The organism is Corynebacterium sp. CCUG 70398 (assembly GCF_024454055.1).
GTDB classification, from domain to species: domain Bacteria; phylum Actinomycetota; class Actinomycetes; order Mycobacteriales; family Mycobacteriaceae; genus Corynebacterium; species Corynebacterium genitalium.
In genome coordinates, this window is record NZ_JAGPYZ010000005.1 from 82,312 (window position 1) to 101,178 (window position 18,867).

The window sequence follows — 18,867 nt, forward strand, 5'->3', positions numbered from 1 at the left end:
ACAGGCATGAGCTTGCCTTACCACCGGCTCGCGCGGACACACCGGCTGGGAAAGTACACGCCGTGGCACCCGTTCATCGAGCTGATCCTGCTGACAGCCTTTAGTTTCGCCTTGATGCTCGCGTTCATCCTTGTCGTCGGGTTCGCACTGGTGGCTGTCGATTATCCGCTTCCACTGAGGGGTACCTTCGAAGAACTCGACGAATCCGACCCGGCAGTGAAGTTCCTGCTCTACGGCAGCCTGGCTGCGATGATCCCAGCTCCGTTTCTCGCGGCGCGTATCACTGGGCGCCGCCCGCGTGCACTGTGGTCGGTGGACAACCGATTCCGGTGGGGCTTGTTCGGGCGGGCCGCGCTCGTTGTCGCGGCCTTTCACATCGTCACATCGCTCCTGGATGCCGTTTTCGCCTCCACCGGCACCTTCTTGCCCGATTTTGACGAGCGTTCCCTCATCATCCTGCTCATCGTGGCCGCCTACACCCCGTTGCAGTGCGCCGCGGAGGAGATCATCTACCGCGGGGCATTACCGCAGATCGTCGGGGCATGGATCCGCAAACCCTGGTTGGCGTACCTGCTGCCCATTCCCTTCTTCGTGTTAGCCCACGATTACGACCCTGCCGGCCTGTTCTTCGTCGCCATCTTCGCCGTCTTCGCGTCCATCCTGGTCCACCGCACCGGCGGCTTGGAGGTGGCCATCGCCTTCCACGCGGGCAACAACATCTCCGTCGAGTGGTACGCCCTGATGGGAATCGACGCCGACATCACGGAGCGCCCCTCGCTGATCTTCATTTCCGAACTGTCCACGTGGGTCCTGTTCGCCATTCTGCTCATCGTGTTCTGGAATTTCTCGCCGCCAGCCCGCGAACCCGCCCCGGCCCGGCCCCAGCCCGGTGTGCACTACCCCGCCGTTGCGCCACCTCCGTACCCGCCGCACCCTGCACTGCAAGGCCACGTTCCGCCGCACCAGATGCCGCAACCGCAACACCCCCAACAACCGGTTCCGCAGCCCCTGCAGTATCCCCCATCGCGGAATCCTCTACCGGTGCAGTACCAGCAGCCACAGTATCCCCCGCCTGCGCAGTACCCGCCTGTGCCGCCGTACTACAGGTGAAAGCGCTCAAGGACCTCGTAGCGGGGCCCTCCGCCGCGACCTTCCCCGAGGTGGGATTGGACAAGACACAGTTCATCGCAGGTGAATTCCGGGCCGCGGTAGACAGACAATGCGCGGACGATGTCCGGGATGGCGTAAGGGTCGCGGGAGCGTTTCCCGGCCCTGCCGACCGTCATGTGCGGCCGCTGTCTCACATCCATATCCGGCAGGGCGCACTCGGCCATGAGCTCTTTGATCGGGTCGCCCCCGAGCCCCATCCACAATGTCCTCTGCTCAAACGCCCCGGCGCCGGAGACGTGCAACGTCGGCGCGGTATGGAAAGCGCTCACCTGTGCGAGGTGCTCACTAATCTGAGCTCCATCGTTCGGCTGATCGCCGTAGAACGCCAGGGTCACGTGCCAGTTGTCGGGGTCGGTCCAGCGGATCTCCTGCCGGGAGAATTTCCTGATTGGACGCAGCGCCGCAACGAGGTGCTCGCGCGCTTCCTCCGAAGGAAACAGTGCAGCGAAGAGCCGGATCACTATTCCTCGTCGGTCGACAGCGCCGCGACGAACGCTTCTTGCGGCACGGTGACCGAGCCGATGTTCTTCATGCGCTTCTTACCGGCCTTCTGCTTCTCCAGCAGCTTGCGCTTACGGGAGATGTCACCGCCGTAGCACTTGGACAAAACGTCCTTGCGCAGCGCACGGATGTTCTCGCGGGCGATGATCTTCGAGCCGATGGCGGCCTGGACGGGCACCTCGAACTGCTGGCGCGGAATGAGCTCTTTGAGCTTCTTGGTCATCTTGTTGCCGTACCACTGCGCGGAGTCGCGGTGGACAATCGCAGAGAACGCATCCACCGGCTCGCCCTGGAGGAGAATGTCGACCTTCACCAGGTCTGCTTCCTGCTCGCCGGCATCCTCGTAGTTGAGGGAGGCGTAGCCCTTCGTGCGGGACTTGAGCATGTCGAAGAAGTCGAAGATGATCTCACCGAGCGGCATGATGTAGCGCAGCTCCACACGCTCCTCGGAGAGGAACTCCATGTTCTTCATGGTGCCGCGCTTGGACTGGCACAGCTCCATCGTCGTGCCCACGAATTCCTGCGGGACGATGATGGTCATGTTGACAACGGGCTCGTAGACCTCCTGCAACTTGCCGCCGGGCCAGTCGGAGGGGTTGTGCACGAGCTGCTCGGTGCCGTCTTCCGCCACCACGCGGTAGGTCACGCTCGGCGCGGTGGAGATCAGGTCTAGGTCGAATTCGCGCTCGAGGCGGTCGCGGGTGATTTCCATGTGCAGCAGGCCCAGGAATCCGCAGCGGAAACCGAAGCCGAGGGCGACGGAGGTCTCGGGCTCCCAGGTCAAAGAAGCGTCGTTAAGCTGCAGCTTTTCCAGGCTCTCGCGCAACGTGGGGAAGTCTTCCTGGGACACGGGGAACAGCCCCGAGTAGACCATGGGCTTGACGTCTTCGAAGCCCTCGAGCGGCTCGTCGGCACCCTTGTTCGCCCAGGTGACAGTATCGCCCACACGGGTCTCGCGGACGTCTTTCACGCCGGTGATGAGGTAGCCGACCTCGCCCGGGCCGAGCCCCTTTGCCTTTTGCATGGTCGGCGAGACAATGCCGATTTCCAGGATCTCGTGCTGGACCCCGGTGTTCATCATCTTCACCTTTTGGCCGGACTCGAGCTTGCCGTCCATCATGCGGATGTAGGTGACCACACCGCGGTAGGTGTCGTAGACAGAGTCGAAAACCAGCGCGCGGGCGGGCGCGTCGGCGTCGTTAGTTTCACCGTCTTCACTCCGTGAGGACGGTGGCGGAATCAGTTCCACGACCTTATCCAGCAACTCCGGCACACCCATGCCGGTCTTTCCTGAAACGCGCAGCACCTCATCCGGTTCGCAGCCGATGATGTGGGCGATTTCCTCGGCGTACTTTTCCGGGTCAGCGGCCGGCAAGTCGATCTTGTTCAGGACCGGGATGATCTCCAGATCGTTCTCCATGGCCATGTAGAGGTTGGCCAGGGTCTGGGCTTCAATGCCTTGGGCTGCGTCGACAAGCAAAATGGCGCCCTCGCACGCATCGAGCGAACGAGAGACTTCGTAGGAAAAGTCCACGTGGCCCGGGGTATCGATCATCTGCAGGATGACCTGTTCCCCTTCGTGGGGTCCGCTGGTTGGGATCCACGGCAGGCGGACGTTCTGCGCCTTGATGGTGATGCCGCGTTCGCGCTCGATATCCATGTTGTCGAGGTATTGGTCGCGCATATCGCGCGCGTCGACAACATTGGACAGCTGCAGGATGCGGTCCGCCAACGTCGACTTGCCGTGGTCGATGTGCGCGATAATGCAGAAGTTGCGGATCTTGGACGGATCCGTGAACGTCTCCAACGCGAAATTTGTTGCCCTAGCCACGCAGGTCACCTTACCGCAGTGCCGGCAACCACAGACTCAGCGCCTACCCGGCCCGAGAGCTCTGCCACGGACACCATGATTCACCGACGCATAAATGCTTGTTCCGGAATCTGTCGGGCATTAGGCTAGGTGGCTATGAAGTTGTGGCGCCGCGAATCGGCAGATTCCGCGGACGAACGCGGCCTTCTCCGGTGGGTGAAAAACCGGGACAAACGGGATAAAGAGGCCTCGCCGCTGGATCAAGGTCTGGACTTGATCAATGAGCGCCTCGGGTACACCGAGGCGAACCAGCACCGCCGCGCAGCCCGCACCCGTGTCGTGCCCACCGGCGACATTGCCCGCAGCATTTTCTACGCTCCCGACATGGACGGCCAAGCCGAGCCCGGGGAGGTCGTGTGGTTCAACGTGCCCACCACCCCACCGAAGGAGCGCTCCATGCTCGTTGTCGGCCGCGACCGCCACGACGTGCTGGGCCTGCTCATCTCCGCCGACGAGAACCACGCTGACGAAAAAGACTGGATGCCCATCGGTTCCGGCGAGTGGAAACCCTCCGGCGAGCCGTGCTGGGTGCGCATGGATAAGACGCTGTCCATTCCGGAAACAGACCTGCGCCGTCGCGGTGCCCTATTCCCGGCGCGGCGCTTCGAGCGCGTGGCTGAGCACTTGCGCAAGCGCTTCGACTGGGCATAGCTCGTCTTCACCGTTTTGGGTGCGCGGGGGTCGCACTGCTAGGGTGTTCACGTTGTTTGCACCGTTTGCCGTTTCACGTCGGCATGGACCGCGGGCAGGACCTTGGGTTCGCGTGAGGTGCGTACAGAATCGCACAAGATCATCACAAAGCTAAGAGGTATTTTTCATGGCTAACATCAAGCAGCAGAAGAAGCGCGTTCTCACCAACGAGAAGCGCCGCCAGCGCAACAAGGCAGTCCGTTCCGCAGTGCGCACCGAGATCCGCAAGTTCAACGAGACTGTTGAGGCCGGCGACAAGGCAGGCGCTGAAGAGCAGCTGCGTGTTGCTTCCCGCAAGCTGGACAAGGCAGTGTCCAAGGGTGTCTTCCACCGCAACAACGCTGCCAACAAGAAGTCCAACATGGCCCGCGCCCTGAACAAGCTCGGTTAAGCTCCGGCTGCGTTCACCGCTTACCCGCCCTCCGCAACTGCGGTGGGCGGGTTTTTGCTGAAAGTTTGATGAATTCGCGGGGGTTAAAGTGACAGCCCGGGGGCCCCGTCGTATGATCCCCTCATGAATTTTAAACGACGGGGTGCAGCAGCACTCATGGCGGCTGCACTCAGCGTCGCAGCAGGGGTGCCCGCAGCGGGTACGCAAAGCTCTTCGGACATCCCTAACCTGTCCTCCCAGACGAACCTGAACCAGCTGACGCAGATGTCTTCTGACCTGTTGGATTTCCTGCCCAAGGCGGGTGCCGGGGCCGGCTCGCAGACGATCAAGCGCACCGTCCAGGTGGGGGGAATGCAGCGCCACTACACCGTGGTCGTTCCCCAGGGATACAACCCGGGCCAGGCTTACCCCGTCATCATCGGTTTCGGCGGATGGCAGCACAGCGCCGACCAGGCCCGCGGCTATGAGAAGTTCGAGTCTGCGGCCGGCAGCCGCGCCATCATCGTCTACGCCCAGGGCGTCAACAACGCCTGGGGCGGTGCACCGTACGCCAACACGTCCGTGAATACCGACGTCACTTACACCCGCGCGGTGGTCAACGACCTGGCGCGCACCCACAACGTCGACCGTAGCCGTGTTTACGCGGCGGGCTTGTCTAATGGCGGTGGCATGGCGCTCGCTCTGGCGTGCCATGCCCCTGACCTGGTCGACGGCGTGGCCGGTGTCTCCGGCGCGTACTACAACCCGACGGTGACCAACTGCGCCTCGGGCCGTGTGAAAACACTCATCATGCACGCCGACAATGACGACATAGTCTCCTACAACGGCGGAAACCGCCACGGCGGGCAGTACCGCGACGTGCGCAGTGTCTTCTGGGACTTCGGCGGGAAGAACGGCTGCAACATGAACAGCGTGAACAACCGCCGGGTTGGCAACACCACTGTCTTCGACCCGCAGGGGTGCAAGGCGAAGACCCAGGTGCAGAAGGTCAGCGGCGGCGGCCACACCTGGTTCACCAACCCGAGCGCCACCCGCGAGACGGTGAACTTCTTCTTGGGCTAACCCGTTACCCCACGGATGACTAATCCGGAGCCGGCCGCGATGAAGAACGCACCGGCTCCGATGTCTATGGAGGGCCCGGCGCCGAGCAGCCTGCGTCGCACCCGTTCGGTAGACACCACGACGCTGATGAGCAGGAAAATCAGCAGTGCGGGCAGCCACAGCGCCACGATCACCGGCAGCGCCGTGCCAAGCGACGGGCTCGGCGGCAGAAGCGGGGCAATCAGCGCTGCGAGAAACAGGACGATTTTCGGGTTGGACAAGTTCGTGGCCAGCCCTGTAAAGAATGCCGCGCGAACTGATCCGAGACGATCTACGGCGTCCTGAAGATCTGCAGGCGGTTGGCCGCGGTCACGCATGCCCTGCCGCAGCATCGTTACCCCCATGAGCACAATCCAGGCTCCGCCGATGACCTGCAGCAGCACCAGCACGCGCGGAAACGCCGTCAACACCGCCGCCGCGCCAAGCACAGTGAGAGTGATCCACATCAACGCGCCCAGCGAGGTACCGAGCGATGCCGCCGCGGCGTGCTTGCGCGACCGAGTGGCCAGCCGCGTGATCAGGACGACATCCGGCCCCGGGGTGATCACCCCGGCGAGATTGAGCAGGAAGAGGACCGCGAAGTCGGCGGGATTCACCCGCCCATCAACTCCACCAAGTCGTCGCGGCCAAACATCCGAGCGGTGTCGATGGCGGAGGGGGCGCCAGCGTGCGGGTCAGCTCCAGCGTCGATAAGCACCTGCACGATCGCGTCCTCCTTCTTGAACACAACGCCTGCGAGCGGAGACTGCCCACGCGCATTTTGCTTATCGACGTCCGCCCCGCACGCAATCAACCCGCGCACCACCTCCAGCTGGCCCGCGTAGGCGGCGAGCATGAGCAAACTATTGCCATCCTGGTTGCTCAAATCCGGGTCAACGCCCTGGTTAACGTAGTCCAGCAGTGTCATGTCGCCGGTACGCGCCATGTTGAACAGGCGGGTGGCGAACTCTTGAACATCGTCTGGGATCTGCTGGTTGTCGGTCACGGTCCGCAGAATAGCACGCACCGTTAGGCGGCGAGCTGGGCGATGCGGCGCACTGCGTCCTCGATGGCGAAGTCCGGGTCACCACCCTGGCCTTTGACCTCCGCGTCGAGTTCCGCGACGATGATGACCGCCCGGCTCACCGCGTCCCCCGACCAGCCGCGGGCAATCTGCATTGTCTTCTTGGCCACATACGGGTTCATGCCGATGGTGCGCGCGACCTGGTCCGGGTTGCCGCGAGTCTGGTAGAGCTTGGCGATGTCGCCCACCTTGTGCGCCAACGCTGCCGCGATCGCTACCGGGCTTATGCCCAATTGCAGCGCGCGCCGAGTGCTCGCCAGTGCGCGGTCTGTGCGCCCGGCAACGGCTTGGTCGGCGATATCGAAGCCGGACACCTCGGCCACGCCGGTGTAGTAGGCCCGCACGTCGGCGACTGTGATCTCACTGTTGGTGCCGCTCGCGTCTTTGGTGTCGGCCACCAACTGCGCGATCGCAGAGGCGAGCTCACGTAGATCCGAGCCGACCGATTCGAGCAGCGCCCCGACGACGTCGGGGGTGGGGCGGATGCCATGGCTGCGGAATTCATTCATCACCCAACCTTGGCGGTCGCGCTGATTCAGCGAGTCCGCAGCGTGGACTTCCGCCGCCTTGCGGAACTTCTGCACGTAGGACTTATTACGCCCCTTGCCGCTGTGCACGATGATCAATGTCATGCCCGGCGCGGGATCCACGGCCGCTTGGAGTAACAGCTCGGTGGGCTCTTTGCCGGCGAGGTCGGTGTCTTTGATGACTACGACGCGCTCTTCGGCGAACAACGAGGGGCTGGTCGCCTGCAGCAACTCACCCTCGGTGACGTCCCCGGCGCGCAGAGTGGTCACCTCGGCGGCTGGGCTGACCTGGGCGATGATGTTCTGCGTCGCGCGCTCAGCGAGGAAGTCATCCTCGCCGACGACGAAGTGGACCGGGTGGAGCATGACCGTCATTGTATGCCCTCCCGTCCTGTGTAGATGACCGGAATGCCGCTGCGGGTGAACACCGGCCGTGACTGTTGGCCAGCTTCCCGATCAAGCACGACCACCAATGTCGTGCCGGGTGGAACCGGCTCCACGTCCTCTTCTGTGTTCACGACATGTGCCTGTTCTGCGTCAACATCCCCTGGATCGTGCCACCCCGGGGAGTTCGTGGTTCCTCCGGCTACTGCGATGGTGAGAACTACCGCCCCGCACGCCACGGTCAGTCTCGGCCGCCTGGCCCAAAAGCCCGCGATGATCCATCCGTAACACACAACCACCACCAGTGGCGCGGCGCGGGCAGTCGCGCCCGGTAGCCCCGCACCGATCTCGGCCACAGCGCGGATCCACCCCGCCATAGGCGCGATGACCCACAGCACCGGTGCCGCGAGGGAAGGATGAATCTGTGCGAGGATCGCTGCCGCCATGCCCAGCACCGTCACCGCCCCCGTGACGGGGCTGACCACAACGTTGGATATCACAGACACCACGGAGACCCGTCCCACCATCCCCGCGATGATTGGGGCGGTAGCCAAATCGGCTGCCAACGCTACCGATAGTGCCCGGTTGAGAATGTCCGGCCATCCAAGGGGTGCGAGCATCCGGTAGAAGAGCGGTGATACCGCGACGATGCCGGCTGTCGCCGCCACCGAAAGAGCAAAAGCGAAGTCCACGGCGAGATCCGAGTCGACCAACACTAGACCGATGACGGACAGGCACAGTGCGTGGATGGGCTCGGCCCGGGTTGAACTAATCACCGCCACAAACCCGACCAAGCCCGACACAGACGCGCGCAACACGCTCGGTTCCGGTCCGACCAGTCCCGCGTAGACGAGCAGCGCACCCCCAGCGGCGACGAGCTGCACGCGCAAACCCGCCCGCATCATCCGCGCCGCCAATAAAGCCGATGTAGCGACGTACATGCAGTTCGCTCCGCTCACCGCGCTCAAGTGGCTCAGGCCCGTATCGACATACGCTTGCTGCTCTGTGGCGGATTGCAGTGAGACATCTCCGAGAACCATGCCGGGGATGAGGCCTTGGGCATGCTCGCCTACAGCGTTCTCGACAGCGGCCGCGAACTTCTCCCGCACGTCATCCGCCCAGGCGGCGAACCCTGTTGGTGGCCCGAGCACGGCCACGTCCCCGTTGATGACAACCGTCCCCACCCCGGGTCGGCTGCTCTCCCCCACCTGGCCCGACACCTCCACGAGGGATCCAGCAGCAGCGCCATCCGGCACCGTCTCCGTGAACACCGGAATCGCCGCGGGATACCCGTTCACGGACAACTTCATCAGCCAACCCCCGCCGGTCACTTCCCGTGGTGTGCCACTGATGGTCCCGACGACAGTGTGCCCGATCTCATACGCCTGGGCCGCGACAATCCGCGCCCATGTCACCGCCAGTGCGCACGCGCCTAACCCAGCAGTGAGCATGGCATGCCCTGGTTGTCGGAGCGCGAGAGCTGCCAGCGCGATGGCAACCACCAGCAGCGCCCCAGCCTGGATCCCGAACATAATGGCCACGAGAGTCACGGCCCACACTGCCGCGGCGGCGGGCACAAGACGCAGCTCGGACATTCTCCCCTCCCCCTCTTGCCCGGTTCTCGTTAGAGGGTCACTAGGTCCTTGACCGCGTCGAACTTCGCCGGGCCGATGCCCTTGACATCCATCAACTGCTCCACAGCCGTGAAAGGCCCGTTAGCTTCCCTATGAGCGACGATGGCCGCGGCAGTAGCTTCACCAACCCCGGGCAACTCAGTCAGTTCACCGGCAGAAGCGGAATTCAATGAGATCCCACCGCCTGAAGCACCCCCGCTTCCGGCTCCCCCGGGGCCTCCCGCTGGGTCGCCTGCAGGCGGGGGCGGTGGGGATTCCCCGTGCGCAAGGACGTGGATTTGTTGACCGTCGACAAGCAACTGGGCCAAGTTGAGCGTCATCGTGTCCGCCTCGGGGAGTGGGGATGCCTGCTCCAGTGCATCTGCCACGCGTGCTCCGTTGTCGAGCGTGACCAACCCTGGATTCTCCACAGCACCCACCACCGACACGACGATGATTTCGGGACTGGCTGCGTCTTCGGTTTCGGACGCTGACCACTGCGGTTCCAACGATTCTGCTGACGATGGCCCGTCGCGCAGCAAGAACCAGCCGATGACAAGGGCGGCCACGACAGCCACCGCTACCCCGGCCTGCCGGGGCGTGACGGTCAGGCGCGCTTCGGGGTACTCGACGCGCATGACGTCTTCTTCCCCCGTCGGCCGCGCTAGTTCTTTGAGGCGTTCAGCTGCCTTCGTCGTGGTCATGCCGCTCAAGGTATGCGCGTGTCAGCGCCGCGTGAAGCCCCCATTGTTTCTCCTGTGGATAACCGTGATGACACGTCACCGAACCGCTGAGGTTATCCACAAAGCCCAAGAACGCCACAGCTCTGAGGGCCCCTGAGCGCTAATCGACGGCAGGTGTGGCAAACAGGACCGTCAACCCGATCGCACCCTCACCTGTGTGCGCGGTGATCACATCGGTCATCGGGTACACCCCTACCGTGGAGCCTTCCGGAAGAGCCTCCTCGAGCGCATCGCGCAGCGTGTCGGCAGCCTCCTTATCACCGCTGTATTGGACTGCAGCCCAGACAGCCATGTCGTCAGCGCGCTGCGCCACATGGCCGACGAGTTTGCTGAACGCCTTCGACTGCGTGCGCGTCTTTATAGCCAGCTCCAGCTTGCCGTCGTTCAGCCGCAGAATCGGCTTCGTGGCCAGCAGCGCCGCAGACAGGACAGCTGTGGTGGCGGAGATGCGGCCGGAGCGGCGGATTTCATCGAGCTGCGGCAGGTAGAGCCACGTCTCGGTCAAGGCGAGTGTCCCTTCGGCGGCGGCCACACACCCGTCGAGTTCCGCGCCCGCACGGGCAAAGGCCGCGGCGATGACAGCGGCCGTCCCCACGCCCATGCCAGCAGAATTAGTGTCCACCACGCGTACGAGGTCGCCGAAGACAGCTGAGGCACTCACCGCCGCCGACCATGTCGAGGACAGACGCTTCGACAAATGCAACGCGACAATCCCGTCGTCCCCGCCACGTTCCAACTGGCGGGCATACGCGGCAGCGAGCTCCAGGGAGCTCAGCCCGGACGTGGTGTCTTCCTTGTCCTCATCGTCATTCATGACGTGCAGGTCAAGAACCGTGATATCCAGCTCGTCTGCCATGTCCTGCGGGATACCGGACGCGCTGTCAGTGACCACCCGGATAGCCATCAGCGCGCCAACCCCTGGTTCCAGGCCTCCAGGTACCACTGCACGTCATCAAGGTTAACGGGAGAGACGAAGCCACCGGCAGTCTGGGCGCCCTCGAAGCGGGGCCGGGCCATCAACTGGGAGGTGTTGGTGTTGTTCAACCCTTTGAGCAGCGGATACTGGGAGACGTCGAAACCGAGCAGGTTCGACGTCAACGCCGAGATCGTGCCGCCGTGGGCAACAAAAAGAACTGTGTTGCCGTCCCAGTCCTGGAAGGTGTTCATCAGATCGTCGATAAGCGGGCGCGCACGCGCCGCAACGTCGAGACGCGACTCGCCGCCCGGCGGAGCCCAGCCTGGATTGTTGCGCCATGACGCGCGGGCACCAGCGAACTCCGCGTCGACGTCGTGGTGCGTCATCCCCTGCCACGAACCCAAGTGCGTCTCACGCAGGCGCGGATCCAGCTCCACGTCAATGCCGAGCTGTTCCGCGATGATCTCTGCGGTGTCGCGAGCGCGAATCAAATCAGACGAGACGATTTTGACCACCGGGTGCTCATGGTCTTTGACCCACCTCGCGGCCGCACGCGCCTGCTCAATGCCGATCTCCGACAGCGGCGTGTCCAGCTGCCCCTGCATGCGCCGACCAGCGTTATACGTGGTCTGGCCGTGGCGCAGCATGATCAGGCGTCGCGTGGGGGTCATAGCGGGGTTCCTACAGATCGTCGCTGGCAGGGCCCTCGCCGGCGAGCGGAAGGTCCTCGATGGATTCGAGGTTGCGCACCCCCGCGTCATCGGTGAACGCGCCGGGGCGCTGCGGCGGATCGATGCCTTCGACCTCAATGAGCGGGCAGTCCGTGTACAGGCGGTCCAAGCCGTAAAACTCACGCTCTGCATCGCGCTGCACGTGCACCACAAACAAACCGTAATCTAGCAGTACCCAGCGGAACTCGCGGTTACCTTCGCGACGCTTTGGCTCGGCACCAGCTTTAGTCAGCGCATCTTCAATCTCGTCGACAATCGCGGCGACCTGGCGCTCATTGTCAGCCGAGACGATCACGAAAACATCGGTGATGGCCAAGACATTCGAGACATCGATGACGGCGATGTCTCGGCCGAGCTTCTCATCCGCCGCCTTTGCGGCGACGACGGCAAGTTCGCGGGCAGTATCCGAAGCAGTCAAACGTTCAGGTCCTTACGTGCGGTGATGGGCAGTGTGTATTCTCCCATGTGGCAGGTGGTCATTTCCACCCGACGTACATGTTGTTCTTCGCGATGTACTGGACAACCCCGTCCGGCACCAAGTACCACACCGGGCGTCCGTCAGCGGCGCGTTCACGGCAGTCCGTCGAGGAGATAGCCATCGCGGGGATCTCGATGAGATGCGTGCGCTCTTGGTGCACCTCCGGCAGCATGTCCTCCGCCAGCTCGTATCCCGGGCGGGTGACGCCGACAAACTCGGCGAGATCAAACATCTGCTCCCAGTCACGCCACGACATAATGGAAGCCAACGCGTCAGCTCCCGTAATGAAGAACAAGTCATCGCCCGGGTAGAGCTGGGCCAAATCGCGCAGCGTATCGACGGTGTATGTCGGCCCCGGCCGATCCACATCCACACGGGAGACGTGAAAGCGGGGGTTCGACGCAGTCGCGATGACCGTCATCAAGTAGCGGTCCTCCGCGTCGGAGACATTCCTGTCAGCCTTCTGCCACGGCTCGCCCGTAGGCACGAACACCACTTCTTCAAGGTCGAAGATGTCGGCGACTTCACTGGCCGCTACGAGGTGGCCGTTATGGATCGGATCGAAAGTCCCGCCCATGATTCCAATCCGGCGCGGGCCGGAAACACCACTCCCACCACCCGCACCAGAGTTGCTTGTCTCTGAAATGTTGGGGTGGTGGGAGTTCTCGGTAGGAAAGGCTTCTGGGTTCATTGAGGCCAATCTAACCAGGCTGTACGTAGGTTACTTCTTCTGGTAGGGCTCTAAGGTGCCATCCGGCATCCCGTACACCGTAAATTTGGCGGTGGGGAACATCGATTTGAAGACTGCCATCATACCGCCGAAGACCAGCAGCACAGAGGCGACAGCCGTGACAACAATCGGTGCCGGGTCCGGTGCTGGTTTCTTTACGGCATCCGGTGCTGGTTTCTTTGCGATGCCCGGTGCCGGGGTCGGCATGGAAATCATGCCCGGGGACTCAACGGGTATTCCTTTCTTGTACTCGTTGCCCACCTTTCCGTACACCTCATCCTCAATGACCAAAACTGCGGGTGCAGGCGTGTCCTTATCCGGCGAATCCGACTCCGGCTCCGGCTCCGACTGAGACGAGCCTGACGAAGACACCGAAGACGAGTCAGCGTTCCGCTTAGCGGAGCTGGACGAGACGGAGCTAGACGGGGCCAAGCTAGACGGGGCGACGGAGAGACCCTCCGAGGTGTCCGTAGCCTCCTCAGCCTGTGCAACCGACATCAGCGACATGCTCGTTACTAGCGCAACTGTCGCCACTGCAAGCTTACGTGCAGATCGCATACAAATTCCTTCTATTCAGGGGGTGCGTACGGATAACCAAGTGCGGTGAACCTACCGGTATCTTACTCGACCAACCCAAGATCCGAAACGGCCTGAAATTAAATTGCCCCATTGGGACGGGCTGATGCAGTAACGGCCGTGGTTACCGCCCCCTGCGGCCCTGCGAAGCACGTCGCGCCGTTACCCCCGCGGGGGCAAAACTCCAGTCAGACTCGCGTGTGCCCAGCCCCCTCGAGGATCCACTTTGTGCTGGTCAGCTCTGGTAACGCCATCGGTCCGCGGGCGTGCAGCTTCTGGGTGGAGATTCCAATTTCTGCCCCCATTCCGTATTGCTCCCCGTCAGTGAACGCGGTGGACGCGTTGAGCATGACGGCCGCTGCATCCACCTCCGCAGCGAACTTCTGCAAAGTAATCGCATTCAGAGACGCGATGGCTTCGGTGTGCATCGTCGAAAAGCGCGCGATGTGCTCGATCGCGCCGCCGACACCGTCCACAATCTGCACGGCAATGTCCATCGAGAGGTACTCATCCGCCCAGTCAGCGTCCGTCGCCGGAGCAATGTCGCACGCACCCAGCGCTGAGAGCTTGTCGACGTCTCCGTGCACCCTCACCCCAGCCTCCTGCAGCGCAGTAATGATGCGGAGTTGGTCGGTAGCGGGCAAGGCAGCGTCGATAAGCGCCGTCTCTGTGGCATTGCACACCGAAACACGCCGCGTCTTGCCGTTGAGCAGCATCTCGATGGCAGAATCCAGATCCGCGTCGCGGTCGATGTAGAAGTGGCAGTTGCCGGTGCCGGTCTCAATGGCAGGGACAGTCGCATTAGTCACCACAGCTTCGATGAGCCGAGCGCCGCCGCGGGGAATGACCACGTCCACAAGCCCGCGAGCGGTGATGAGGTCCTGAACCGAATCGTGCGTATCGCACGGCAAAAGCTGAACGATCTCACGCGGCAAGCCGCGGGATGCCGCGACGTCCTGGAGGATGCCGACCAGTGCGGCGTTAGACTGGCGCGCCGACTTCGACCCGCGCAGCAGCGCCACATTCCCGGATTTCAGCGCCAAGCCGAAGGCATCGACAGTGACGTTGGGGCGCGCCTCATACACCATGCCCATCACACCGAGCGGCACGCGGACCTGCTTCATCGTGATGCCGTTGGGCATGATGCCGCCGCGCAGCACCTCCCCCACCGGATCCTTCAAACCTGCGACCTGGCGCAGGCCGCTGGCGATGCCTTCGATGCGTTCCGCGCTCACGGCCAGCCGGTCGATGAGCGCCTCATCCAAGCCCTCCTCGCGGCCAGCTTCGATGTCGCGCTGGTTCGCCGCAAGAATGTCGTCGGTGCGCGCAATCAACTCGTCGGCCGCGGCGTGGAGCAGCGCGTCCTTCTCCGGCGTTGGCAAAGTGGCCAGCCTGGGTGCGACGGCCTTCGCGGCGCGGGCTTTCGCGAGGACATCGTCGCGCTCGGCGGCGCGCTCAGGCGTAATAGTCATGCTGACCAAGACTAGCGCTAGTACCCAGCCTCCACGTCGACTTCGGTCGGCATCTCGTCACCGCGTTCGAGCGCTTCCCAGTTGGACAATGTCAACCCACCGATGCGCTCCTTGCCCACGCGCGGAATATTCGCCACATGCGGCGTGATCAGGCAGTTGTCCAGCTCCCACAGCGGGTGATCGGCCGGCAGCGGTTCCGGATCAGTGACATCCAGCGCCGCACCGCCAATCCTGCCGTTTTGTAGTGCCTCCACAAGGTCATCGGTGACCACGAGCGGCCCACGGCCCACATTCACCAGCACAGCGGTGTCCTTCATCTGCGCCAACACGTCAGCGTCCACCATGCCGCGGGTGTCCTTCGTCAGTGGGGCGAGCAGAACCACCACGTCAGCGCGGCCCCACACGTCGCCAGCATCGGCCATGGCGATAGTCTCGTCGGCGCCGTCAACAGGACGGCCGGAGCGGTTCACTGCAACCACATGCGGGCGGAATGGACAGAGGAATTCAATGAGTTTCTTACCGATTCCACCGGCACCAATGACCGCCACTGTCATGTCCTCGATAAGGTAGCGCGTCTCGTAGGCGATGTCGCGAGTGGTCGACCCGTCGGATTTCACGCGCGGGAACTGGTGCAAGATGCCCAGGATAAGCGCGAGGGTGGTTTCGGCGACCGTATCGTCATACAGCCCCGCGGCATTGGCCCAGCGCACACCAGAATTGCGCATCACCCCGGCCTCATCGAGGGCATCAACACCCGCCCACGCGAACTGCACGAACTGCACACTCTCCGGCAGCTGCTCCGGGAAACCGTCCGCTCCCCCGTGATAGACGAGCACGTCCGGTGCGGAACCGATATCGACGTGCTCGTGACCGGCAGCCTCAAGCTCGGCAACGGCACGGGGCCACGGTTTCGGCAGCATAGCGAACTTCATGGATTCGAGCCTATAAGAGTTTTCGGGCGCAGGTAGCGCGGCGAGTGGACGCCGGCGGATAGCTGCGGGCGGCCCGGTTGGGGGCGAATCTACATTTTTAGTATCGCCTTCTGACCCCGCCGCTGAAATCTGACCTGCGGAAACGCTGCGCCAGCGCAGCGAAAGGCGATAATAAAAATCTAGCTCCGTCCTTACACCGCCCATTGCTGTTTCGGCGGCAGTGATTTACGGCCTGAACGTACCTCGCTATAGGCGCGACGCGTAGTTGGACAGATAGTCCGCGTGAACAACAGCCCGCCGCTGGTGCGCAGGCAGCTCGTCGGTGTGCTTGCCCAGCATCGTTTGCAGCTCGGCCGCACCGTAGGCGACTTCACCACGGCCAATTGCTTGGCCGTCCGGCCCGAGAATCTCCACGATGTTCCCGGCGTGGAACTCGCCTTCGACACCAGTGATGCCGACTGCGAGCAGCGACGTTCCGCCACGTGTGACAGCTTTGACCGCGCCTTCGTCCAGGCGCAGGATGCCCTCGGCGTCAGCGGCGTAGAGTGCCCAGAACTTCCACGCGGACAGGCGCGAATCGGGCCGGGTGTGGAACACGGTCCCTACCTGGGCATCGCTCAGCGCCTCTTCGATCTTCTCCGCGGAGGTGAGCAGAACCGGAACTCCCCCACGAGTAGCTAAGCGGGCTGCCGAGACCTTCGAGGCCATGCCGCCGGTGCCGAAGCGCCCGCCGTCTCCTGCGACGACCCCGTCTAGGGCTTTGCCGCTGCGGACCTCATCGATGAAGTTCGCGGCTGGGTCGGCGGGGTTGCGGTCGTAGAGGCCGTCGACGTCGGAAAGCAAAATCAGTGCGTCGGCGGAGATCAGCGTGGCCACGATCGCGGAGAGCCGGTCATTGTCGCCGAAGCGCATTTCCGACGTCGCCACCGTGTCGTTCTCATTCACAATCGGCACCGATCCCAGCTGCCGCAGCCGGTCGATGGTGCGCTGGGCGTTGCGGGCGCGTTCACGCACACCGGCGTCGGACTGGGTGAGCAGCACCTGGCCAATCGTCCGGCCATAGCGGGCGAACGATTGGCCCCACGACTGCGCCAAGTGGATCTGGCCGGCGGCGGCAGCGGCCTGCTTTGTCGCCAAGTCCTGCGGGCGGGTTTTCAGCCCGAGTGGCGTCATGCCCGCCGCAATCGCACCCGAAGAGACAACAATAACGTCGCTGCCGCAGGCAATGCGGGATTCGATCGCGTCGACAATGCGGTCGATCTTGGCTTGGGAGACGGCCGATGATTCGTCGACAAGCGAGCTCGTGCCCAGCTTGACCACGATGCGCTTGGCTGTGGCGATGTCACGGCGAAGATTCATTTAGCCCTGCCAGCGCTCGCGGTCGGCTTCGCGGCGGTCAAGCAGGTCATCGCCGAAGTCGTACTCGTCGATGAGTCCGCGGCGAGCCTGGGATGCGCGCTTGCGTTCGGCTGCCGACGCACGCTGCGTACCACCCAAACGCGCGTCCTGGCCACGGCCTGCGAGCGTCGGATCGCCACCGATGGACGGCTCCCAGTCGAAGGAAATGTCGCCGATGGTCACGGTGTCGCCCTCGTTCGCACCGAGCTCACGCAGCTGGTCCTCGACACCGGCCTTGTTGAGGCGGTCCGACAGGTAGCCCACAGCCTCATCGTTCTCGAAGTCGGTCTGGCGGATCCACCGGTCGACCTTGTCACCGACCACCATCCACGCACCCGGGAACTCGGGGTCTGGGACGACGGTGATCTCGTCACGGTGGTCCACAGCGCGCGGGCGGATGACCTCACGGTGCGTCGCCGTTTCGACCTTGGGGCGGGTAGCGCGCGATTGCTTGACAACGTCCCACAGCGCCCACTTCAGCTCCTCCAACCCCTCATGAGTAGCCGTGGAGATGGTGTAGATCGGCCAGCTGAAGCGCTCTGCGAGGTCGTCATGGAGGAACTCGGCCAGTTCGCGGGCGTCCGGAATGTCGATCTTGTTGAGGACAATGATGCGGGGGCGTTCCCGCAAATCCCCCAGGCCCGATTCGTGGCTCTCGGCCTCGATGAGTTCGGCGTAGGAATCCAGCTCTGCCTCAAGCGCTTCGATATCGGACTGCGGGTCACGGCCTGGCTCGAGCGTGGCGCAGTCGACGACGTGGACGAGCACGGCGGTGCGCTCGATGTGGCGCAAGAAGTCCAAGCCCAGGCCCTTGCCTTGGCTCGCGCCGGGGATCAGACCCGGCACATCAGCAATGGTGAAGGTGTCGTGTCCGACATCCACCACGCCCAGGTTCGGCTGCAGCGTGGTGAACGGATAGTCCGCGATCTTTGGCTTCGCCGCCGACAGAGTGGAGATGAGCGAAGACTTGCCCGCCGACGGGAAGCCGACCAGGCCGACATCGGCCATGGACTTCAGTTCCAGAATGAGATCGTGGGCTTGGCCCGGCTCACCTTTGAGCGCGAACCCGGGCGCTTTGCGCTTGGCGGTCGCTAGCGCGGCGTTGCCCAGTCCGCCATAGCCGCCCTCAGCGGCGATGAACCGCATGCCCGGCGCATTCAAGTCAGCCAGGATCTCTCCGTCCGCATCGCGCACGACGGTGCCCACCGGTACTTCGAGCACCAAGTCCTCACCGCGGGCGCCGTTGCGGTTGTCGCCCTCGCCGTTGCCGCCGCGCTTTGCCTTCAAGTGCGGGCGGTACTGGAAGTCCAAGAGGGTGTGCACCTGCGGGGACACCACCAGAATAATGTCGCCGCCGTGCCCGCCGTTGCCACCATCGGGTCCGCCGAGCGGTTTGAACTTCTCGCGGTGCACGGAAACACAGCCGTGACCGCCGTCGCCGGCCTGCAGGTGCAGGACAGCTTGATCAACGAACTGTGCCATGGTGGTGCTCCTTTCGCACGGTGCTGCACGTGTTCTCTTGTTAGCATTAAGCGAAAAGCGCCGGGAAAACCCAGCTGGGTTCACCGGCGCATGACGCTC

General features: G+C 63.4%; 20 protein-coding genes. 4 read left to right on the top strand and 16 right to left on the bottom strand.

The window, feature by feature from the left end; translation table 11 throughout:
- The first annotated feature begins 6 nt into the window (after positions 1-6).
- Positions 7-1,110, top strand: coding sequence for a CPBP family intramembrane glutamic endopeptidase (locus KBX07_RS07270; RefSeq protein WP_256023569.1), 1,104 nt, complete (start codon positions 7-9; stop codon positions 1,108-1,110).
- Here KBX07_RS07270 and thpR read toward each other — a convergent pair.
- Entirely contained in the window at positions 1,101-1,631 is a 531-nt protein-coding gene (gene thpR / locus KBX07_RS07275) for an RNA 2',3'-cyclic phosphodiesterase (RefSeq protein ID WP_005289244.1), read from the bottom strand. The two genes, KBX07_RS07270 and thpR, sit on opposite strands and share 10 nt — an antisense overlap.
- Positions 1,631-3,502 (bottom strand): translation elongation factor 4, encoded by a 1,872-nt coding sequence (lepA, locus tag KBX07_RS07280; protein WP_005289240.1) that lies wholly within the window; start codon positions 3,500-3,502, stop codon positions 1,631-1,633. The genes thpR and lepA overlap by 1 nt, the downstream gene beginning before the upstream one ends.
- A gap of 135 nt (positions 3,503-3,637) precedes the next feature.
- Between lepA and KBX07_RS07285 the strand changes: the two genes are divergently transcribed.
- The 3 genes from KBX07_RS07285 to KBX07_RS07295 all read left to right on the top strand — a co-directional run bounded on the left by KBX07_RS07285 (position 3,638) and on the right by KBX07_RS07295 (position 5,684).
- A complete protein-coding gene (locus KBX07_RS07285) occupies positions 3,638-4,192 on the top strand; it encodes a type II toxin-antitoxin system PemK/MazF family toxin (protein WP_005289238.1) in 555 nt (184 codons plus the stop codon).
- 166 nt (positions 4,193-4,358) lie between these two features.
- Positions 4,359-4,622, top strand: coding sequence for a 30S ribosomal protein S20 (rpsT, locus tag KBX07_RS07290; protein WP_005289234.1), 264 nt, complete (start codon positions 4,359-4,361; stop codon positions 4,620-4,622).
- A gap of 123 nt (positions 4,623-4,745) precedes the next feature.
- Positions 4,746-5,684 carry a PHB depolymerase family esterase gene (locus tag KBX07_RS07295; RefSeq protein WP_256023571.1) on the top strand — a complete coding sequence of 313 codons (939 nt, stop codon included), beginning with the start codon at positions 4,746-4,748 and terminating at the stop codon, positions 5,682-5,684.
- Here KBX07_RS07295 and KBX07_RS07300 read toward each other — a convergent pair.
- From KBX07_RS07300 to obgE, 14 genes are all read right to left on the bottom strand, one after another.
- On the bottom strand, positions 5,681-6,319 hold the full coding sequence (locus KBX07_RS07300; protein ID WP_256019333.1) for a LysE family translocator: 639 nt from the start codon (positions 6,317-6,319) through the stop codon (positions 5,681-5,683). The genes KBX07_RS07295 and KBX07_RS07300 overlap by 4 nt on opposite strands.
- Positions 6,316-6,648: an ankyrin repeat domain-containing protein gene (locus KBX07_RS07305; protein ID WP_050748870.1), complete on the bottom strand. Its 333-nt coding sequence runs from the start codon at positions 6,646-6,648 to the stop codon at positions 6,316-6,318. Before KBX07_RS07305 ends, KBX07_RS07300 begins: the two co-directional genes overlap by 4 nt.
- A gap of 83 nt (positions 6,649-6,731) precedes the next feature.
- A complete protein-coding gene (holA, locus tag KBX07_RS07310) occupies positions 6,732-7,688 on the bottom strand; it encodes a DNA polymerase III subunit delta (RefSeq protein WP_256023573.1) in 957 nt (318 codons plus the stop codon).
- Positions 7,685-9,292, bottom strand: a complete 1,608-nt coding sequence (locus tag KBX07_RS07315; RefSeq protein ID WP_256023575.1) for a ComEC/Rec2 family competence protein — start codon at positions 9,290-9,292, stop codon at positions 7,685-7,687. The genes holA and KBX07_RS07315 overlap by 4 nt, the downstream gene beginning before the upstream one ends.
- 29 nt (positions 9,293-9,321) lie before the next feature.
- Entirely contained in the window at positions 9,322-10,014 is a 693-nt protein-coding gene (locus KBX07_RS07320) for a ComEA family DNA-binding protein (protein WP_256023576.1), read from the bottom strand.
- Positions 10,015-10,153: 139 nt separating this feature from the next.
- The gene (locus KBX07_RS07325; protein WP_256023578.1) at positions 10,154-10,957 is read right to left on the bottom strand and encodes a DegV family protein; all 804 of its coding nucleotides are present in this window, start codon (positions 10,955-10,957) and stop codon (positions 10,154-10,156) included.
- Complete coding sequence (locus KBX07_RS07330; protein WP_256023580.1) at positions 10,957-11,640, bottom strand: histidine phosphatase family protein; 684 nt, start codon at positions 11,638-11,640, stop codon at positions 10,957-10,959. The genes KBX07_RS07325 and KBX07_RS07330 overlap by 1 nt, the downstream gene beginning before the upstream one ends.
- Before the next feature lie 10 nt (positions 11,641-11,650).
- A complete protein-coding gene (gene rsfS / locus KBX07_RS07335; protein ID WP_256023581.1) occupies positions 11,651-12,118 on the bottom strand; it encodes a ribosome silencing factor in 468 nt (155 codons plus the stop codon).
- Between the two features lie 58 nt (positions 12,119-12,176).
- Positions 12,177-12,869 (bottom strand): nicotinate-nucleotide adenylyltransferase, encoded by a 693-nt coding sequence (gene nadD, locus KBX07_RS07340; protein ID WP_255998193.1) that lies wholly within the window; start codon positions 12,867-12,869, stop codon positions 12,177-12,179.
- A 30-nt stretch (positions 12,870-12,899) separates the two neighbouring features.
- Positions 12,900-13,466 (bottom strand): hypothetical protein, encoded by a 567-nt coding sequence (locus tag KBX07_RS07345; protein WP_256023583.1) that lies wholly within the window; start codon positions 13,464-13,466, stop codon positions 12,900-12,902.
- Between the two features lie 206 nt (positions 13,467-13,672).
- Positions 13,673-14,956 (bottom strand): glutamate-5-semialdehyde dehydrogenase, encoded by a 1,284-nt coding sequence (locus KBX07_RS07350; RefSeq protein WP_256023585.1) that lies wholly within the window; start codon positions 14,954-14,956, stop codon positions 13,673-13,675.
- 17 nt (positions 14,957-14,973) lie between these two features.
- Positions 14,974-15,888 carry a D-isomer specific 2-hydroxyacid dehydrogenase family protein gene (locus tag KBX07_RS07355; protein WP_256023586.1) on the bottom strand — a complete coding sequence of 305 codons (915 nt, stop codon included), beginning with the start codon at positions 15,886-15,888 and terminating at the stop codon, positions 14,974-14,976.
- Positions 15,889-16,134: 246 nt separating this feature from the next.
- Entirely contained in the window at positions 16,135-17,247 is a 1,113-nt protein-coding gene (gene proB, locus KBX07_RS07360) for a glutamate 5-kinase (RefSeq protein WP_256023588.1), read from the bottom strand.
- The gene (obgE, locus tag KBX07_RS07365) at positions 17,248-18,768 is read right to left on the bottom strand and encodes a GTPase ObgE (protein WP_256023590.1); all 1,521 of its coding nucleotides are present in this window, start codon (positions 18,766-18,768) and stop codon (positions 17,248-17,250) included. It abuts the gene before it with no gap.
- Between the last annotated feature and the right edge of the window lie 99 nt (positions 18,769-18,867).

What these genes read in the sequence shown, in the direction of transcription:
- KBX07_RS07345 (WP_256023583.1), bottom strand. Translation starts at nt 13,466, where the DNA reads ATGCGATCTGCACGTAAGCTTGCAGTGGCGACAGTTGCGCTAGTAACG.
- KBX07_RS07295 (WP_256023571.1), top strand. Translation starts at nt 4,746, where the DNA reads ATGAATTTTAAACGACGGGGTGCAGCAGCACTCATGGCGGCTGCACTC.
- KBX07_RS07305 (WP_050748870.1), bottom strand. Translation starts at nt 6,648, where the DNA reads ATGGCGCGTACCGGCGACATGACACTGCTGGACTACGTTAACCAGGGC.
- nadD (WP_255998193.1), bottom strand. Translation starts at nt 12,869, where the DNA reads ATGAACCCAGAAGCCTTTCCTACCGAGAACTCCCACCACCCCAACATT.
- KBX07_RS07330 (WP_256023580.1), bottom strand. Translation starts at nt 11,640, where the DNA reads ATGACCCCCACGCGACGCCTGATCATGCTGCGCCACGGCCAGACCACG.
- KBX07_RS07355 (WP_256023586.1), bottom strand. Translation starts at nt 15,888, where the DNA reads ATGAAGTTCGCTATGCTGCCGAAACCGTGGCCCCGTGCCGTTGCCGAG.
- proB (WP_256023588.1), bottom strand. Translation starts at nt 17,247, where the DNA reads ATGAATCTTCGCCGTGACATCGCCACAGCCAAGCGCATCGTGGTCAAG.
- KBX07_RS07315 (WP_256023575.1), bottom strand. Translation starts at nt 9,292, where the DNA reads ATGTCCGAGCTGCGTCTTGTGCCCGCCGCCGCGGCAGTGTGGGCCGTG.
- KBX07_RS07285 (WP_005289238.1), top strand. Translation starts at nt 3,638, where the DNA reads ATGAAGTTGTGGCGCCGCGAATCGGCAGATTCCGCGGACGAACGCGGC.
- obgE (WP_256023590.1), bottom strand. Translation starts at nt 18,768, where the DNA reads ATGGCACAGTTCGTTGATCAAGCTGTCCTGCACCTGCAGGCCGGCGAC.
- holA (WP_256023573.1), bottom strand. Translation starts at nt 7,688, where the DNA reads ATGACGGTCATGCTCCACCCGGTCCACTTCGTCGTCGGCGAGGATGAC.
- KBX07_RS07325 (WP_256023578.1), bottom strand. Translation starts at nt 10,957, where the DNA reads ATGGCTATCCGGGTGGTCACTGACAGCGCGTCCGGTATCCCGCAGGAC.
- KBX07_RS07270 (WP_256023569.1), top strand. Translation starts at nt 7, where the DNA reads ATGAGCTTGCCTTACCACCGGCTCGCGCGGACACACCGGCTGGGAAAG.
- KBX07_RS07350 (WP_256023585.1), bottom strand. Translation starts at nt 14,956, where the DNA reads ATGACTATTACGCCTGAGCGCGCCGCCGAGCGCGACGATGTCCTCGCG.
- KBX07_RS07320 (WP_256023576.1), bottom strand. Translation starts at nt 10,014, where the DNA reads ATGACCACGACGAAGGCAGCTGAACGCCTCAAAGAACTAGCGCGGCCG.
- rpsT (WP_005289234.1), top strand. Translation starts at nt 4,359, where the DNA reads ATGGCTAACATCAAGCAGCAGAAGAAGCGCGTTCTCACCAACGAGAAG.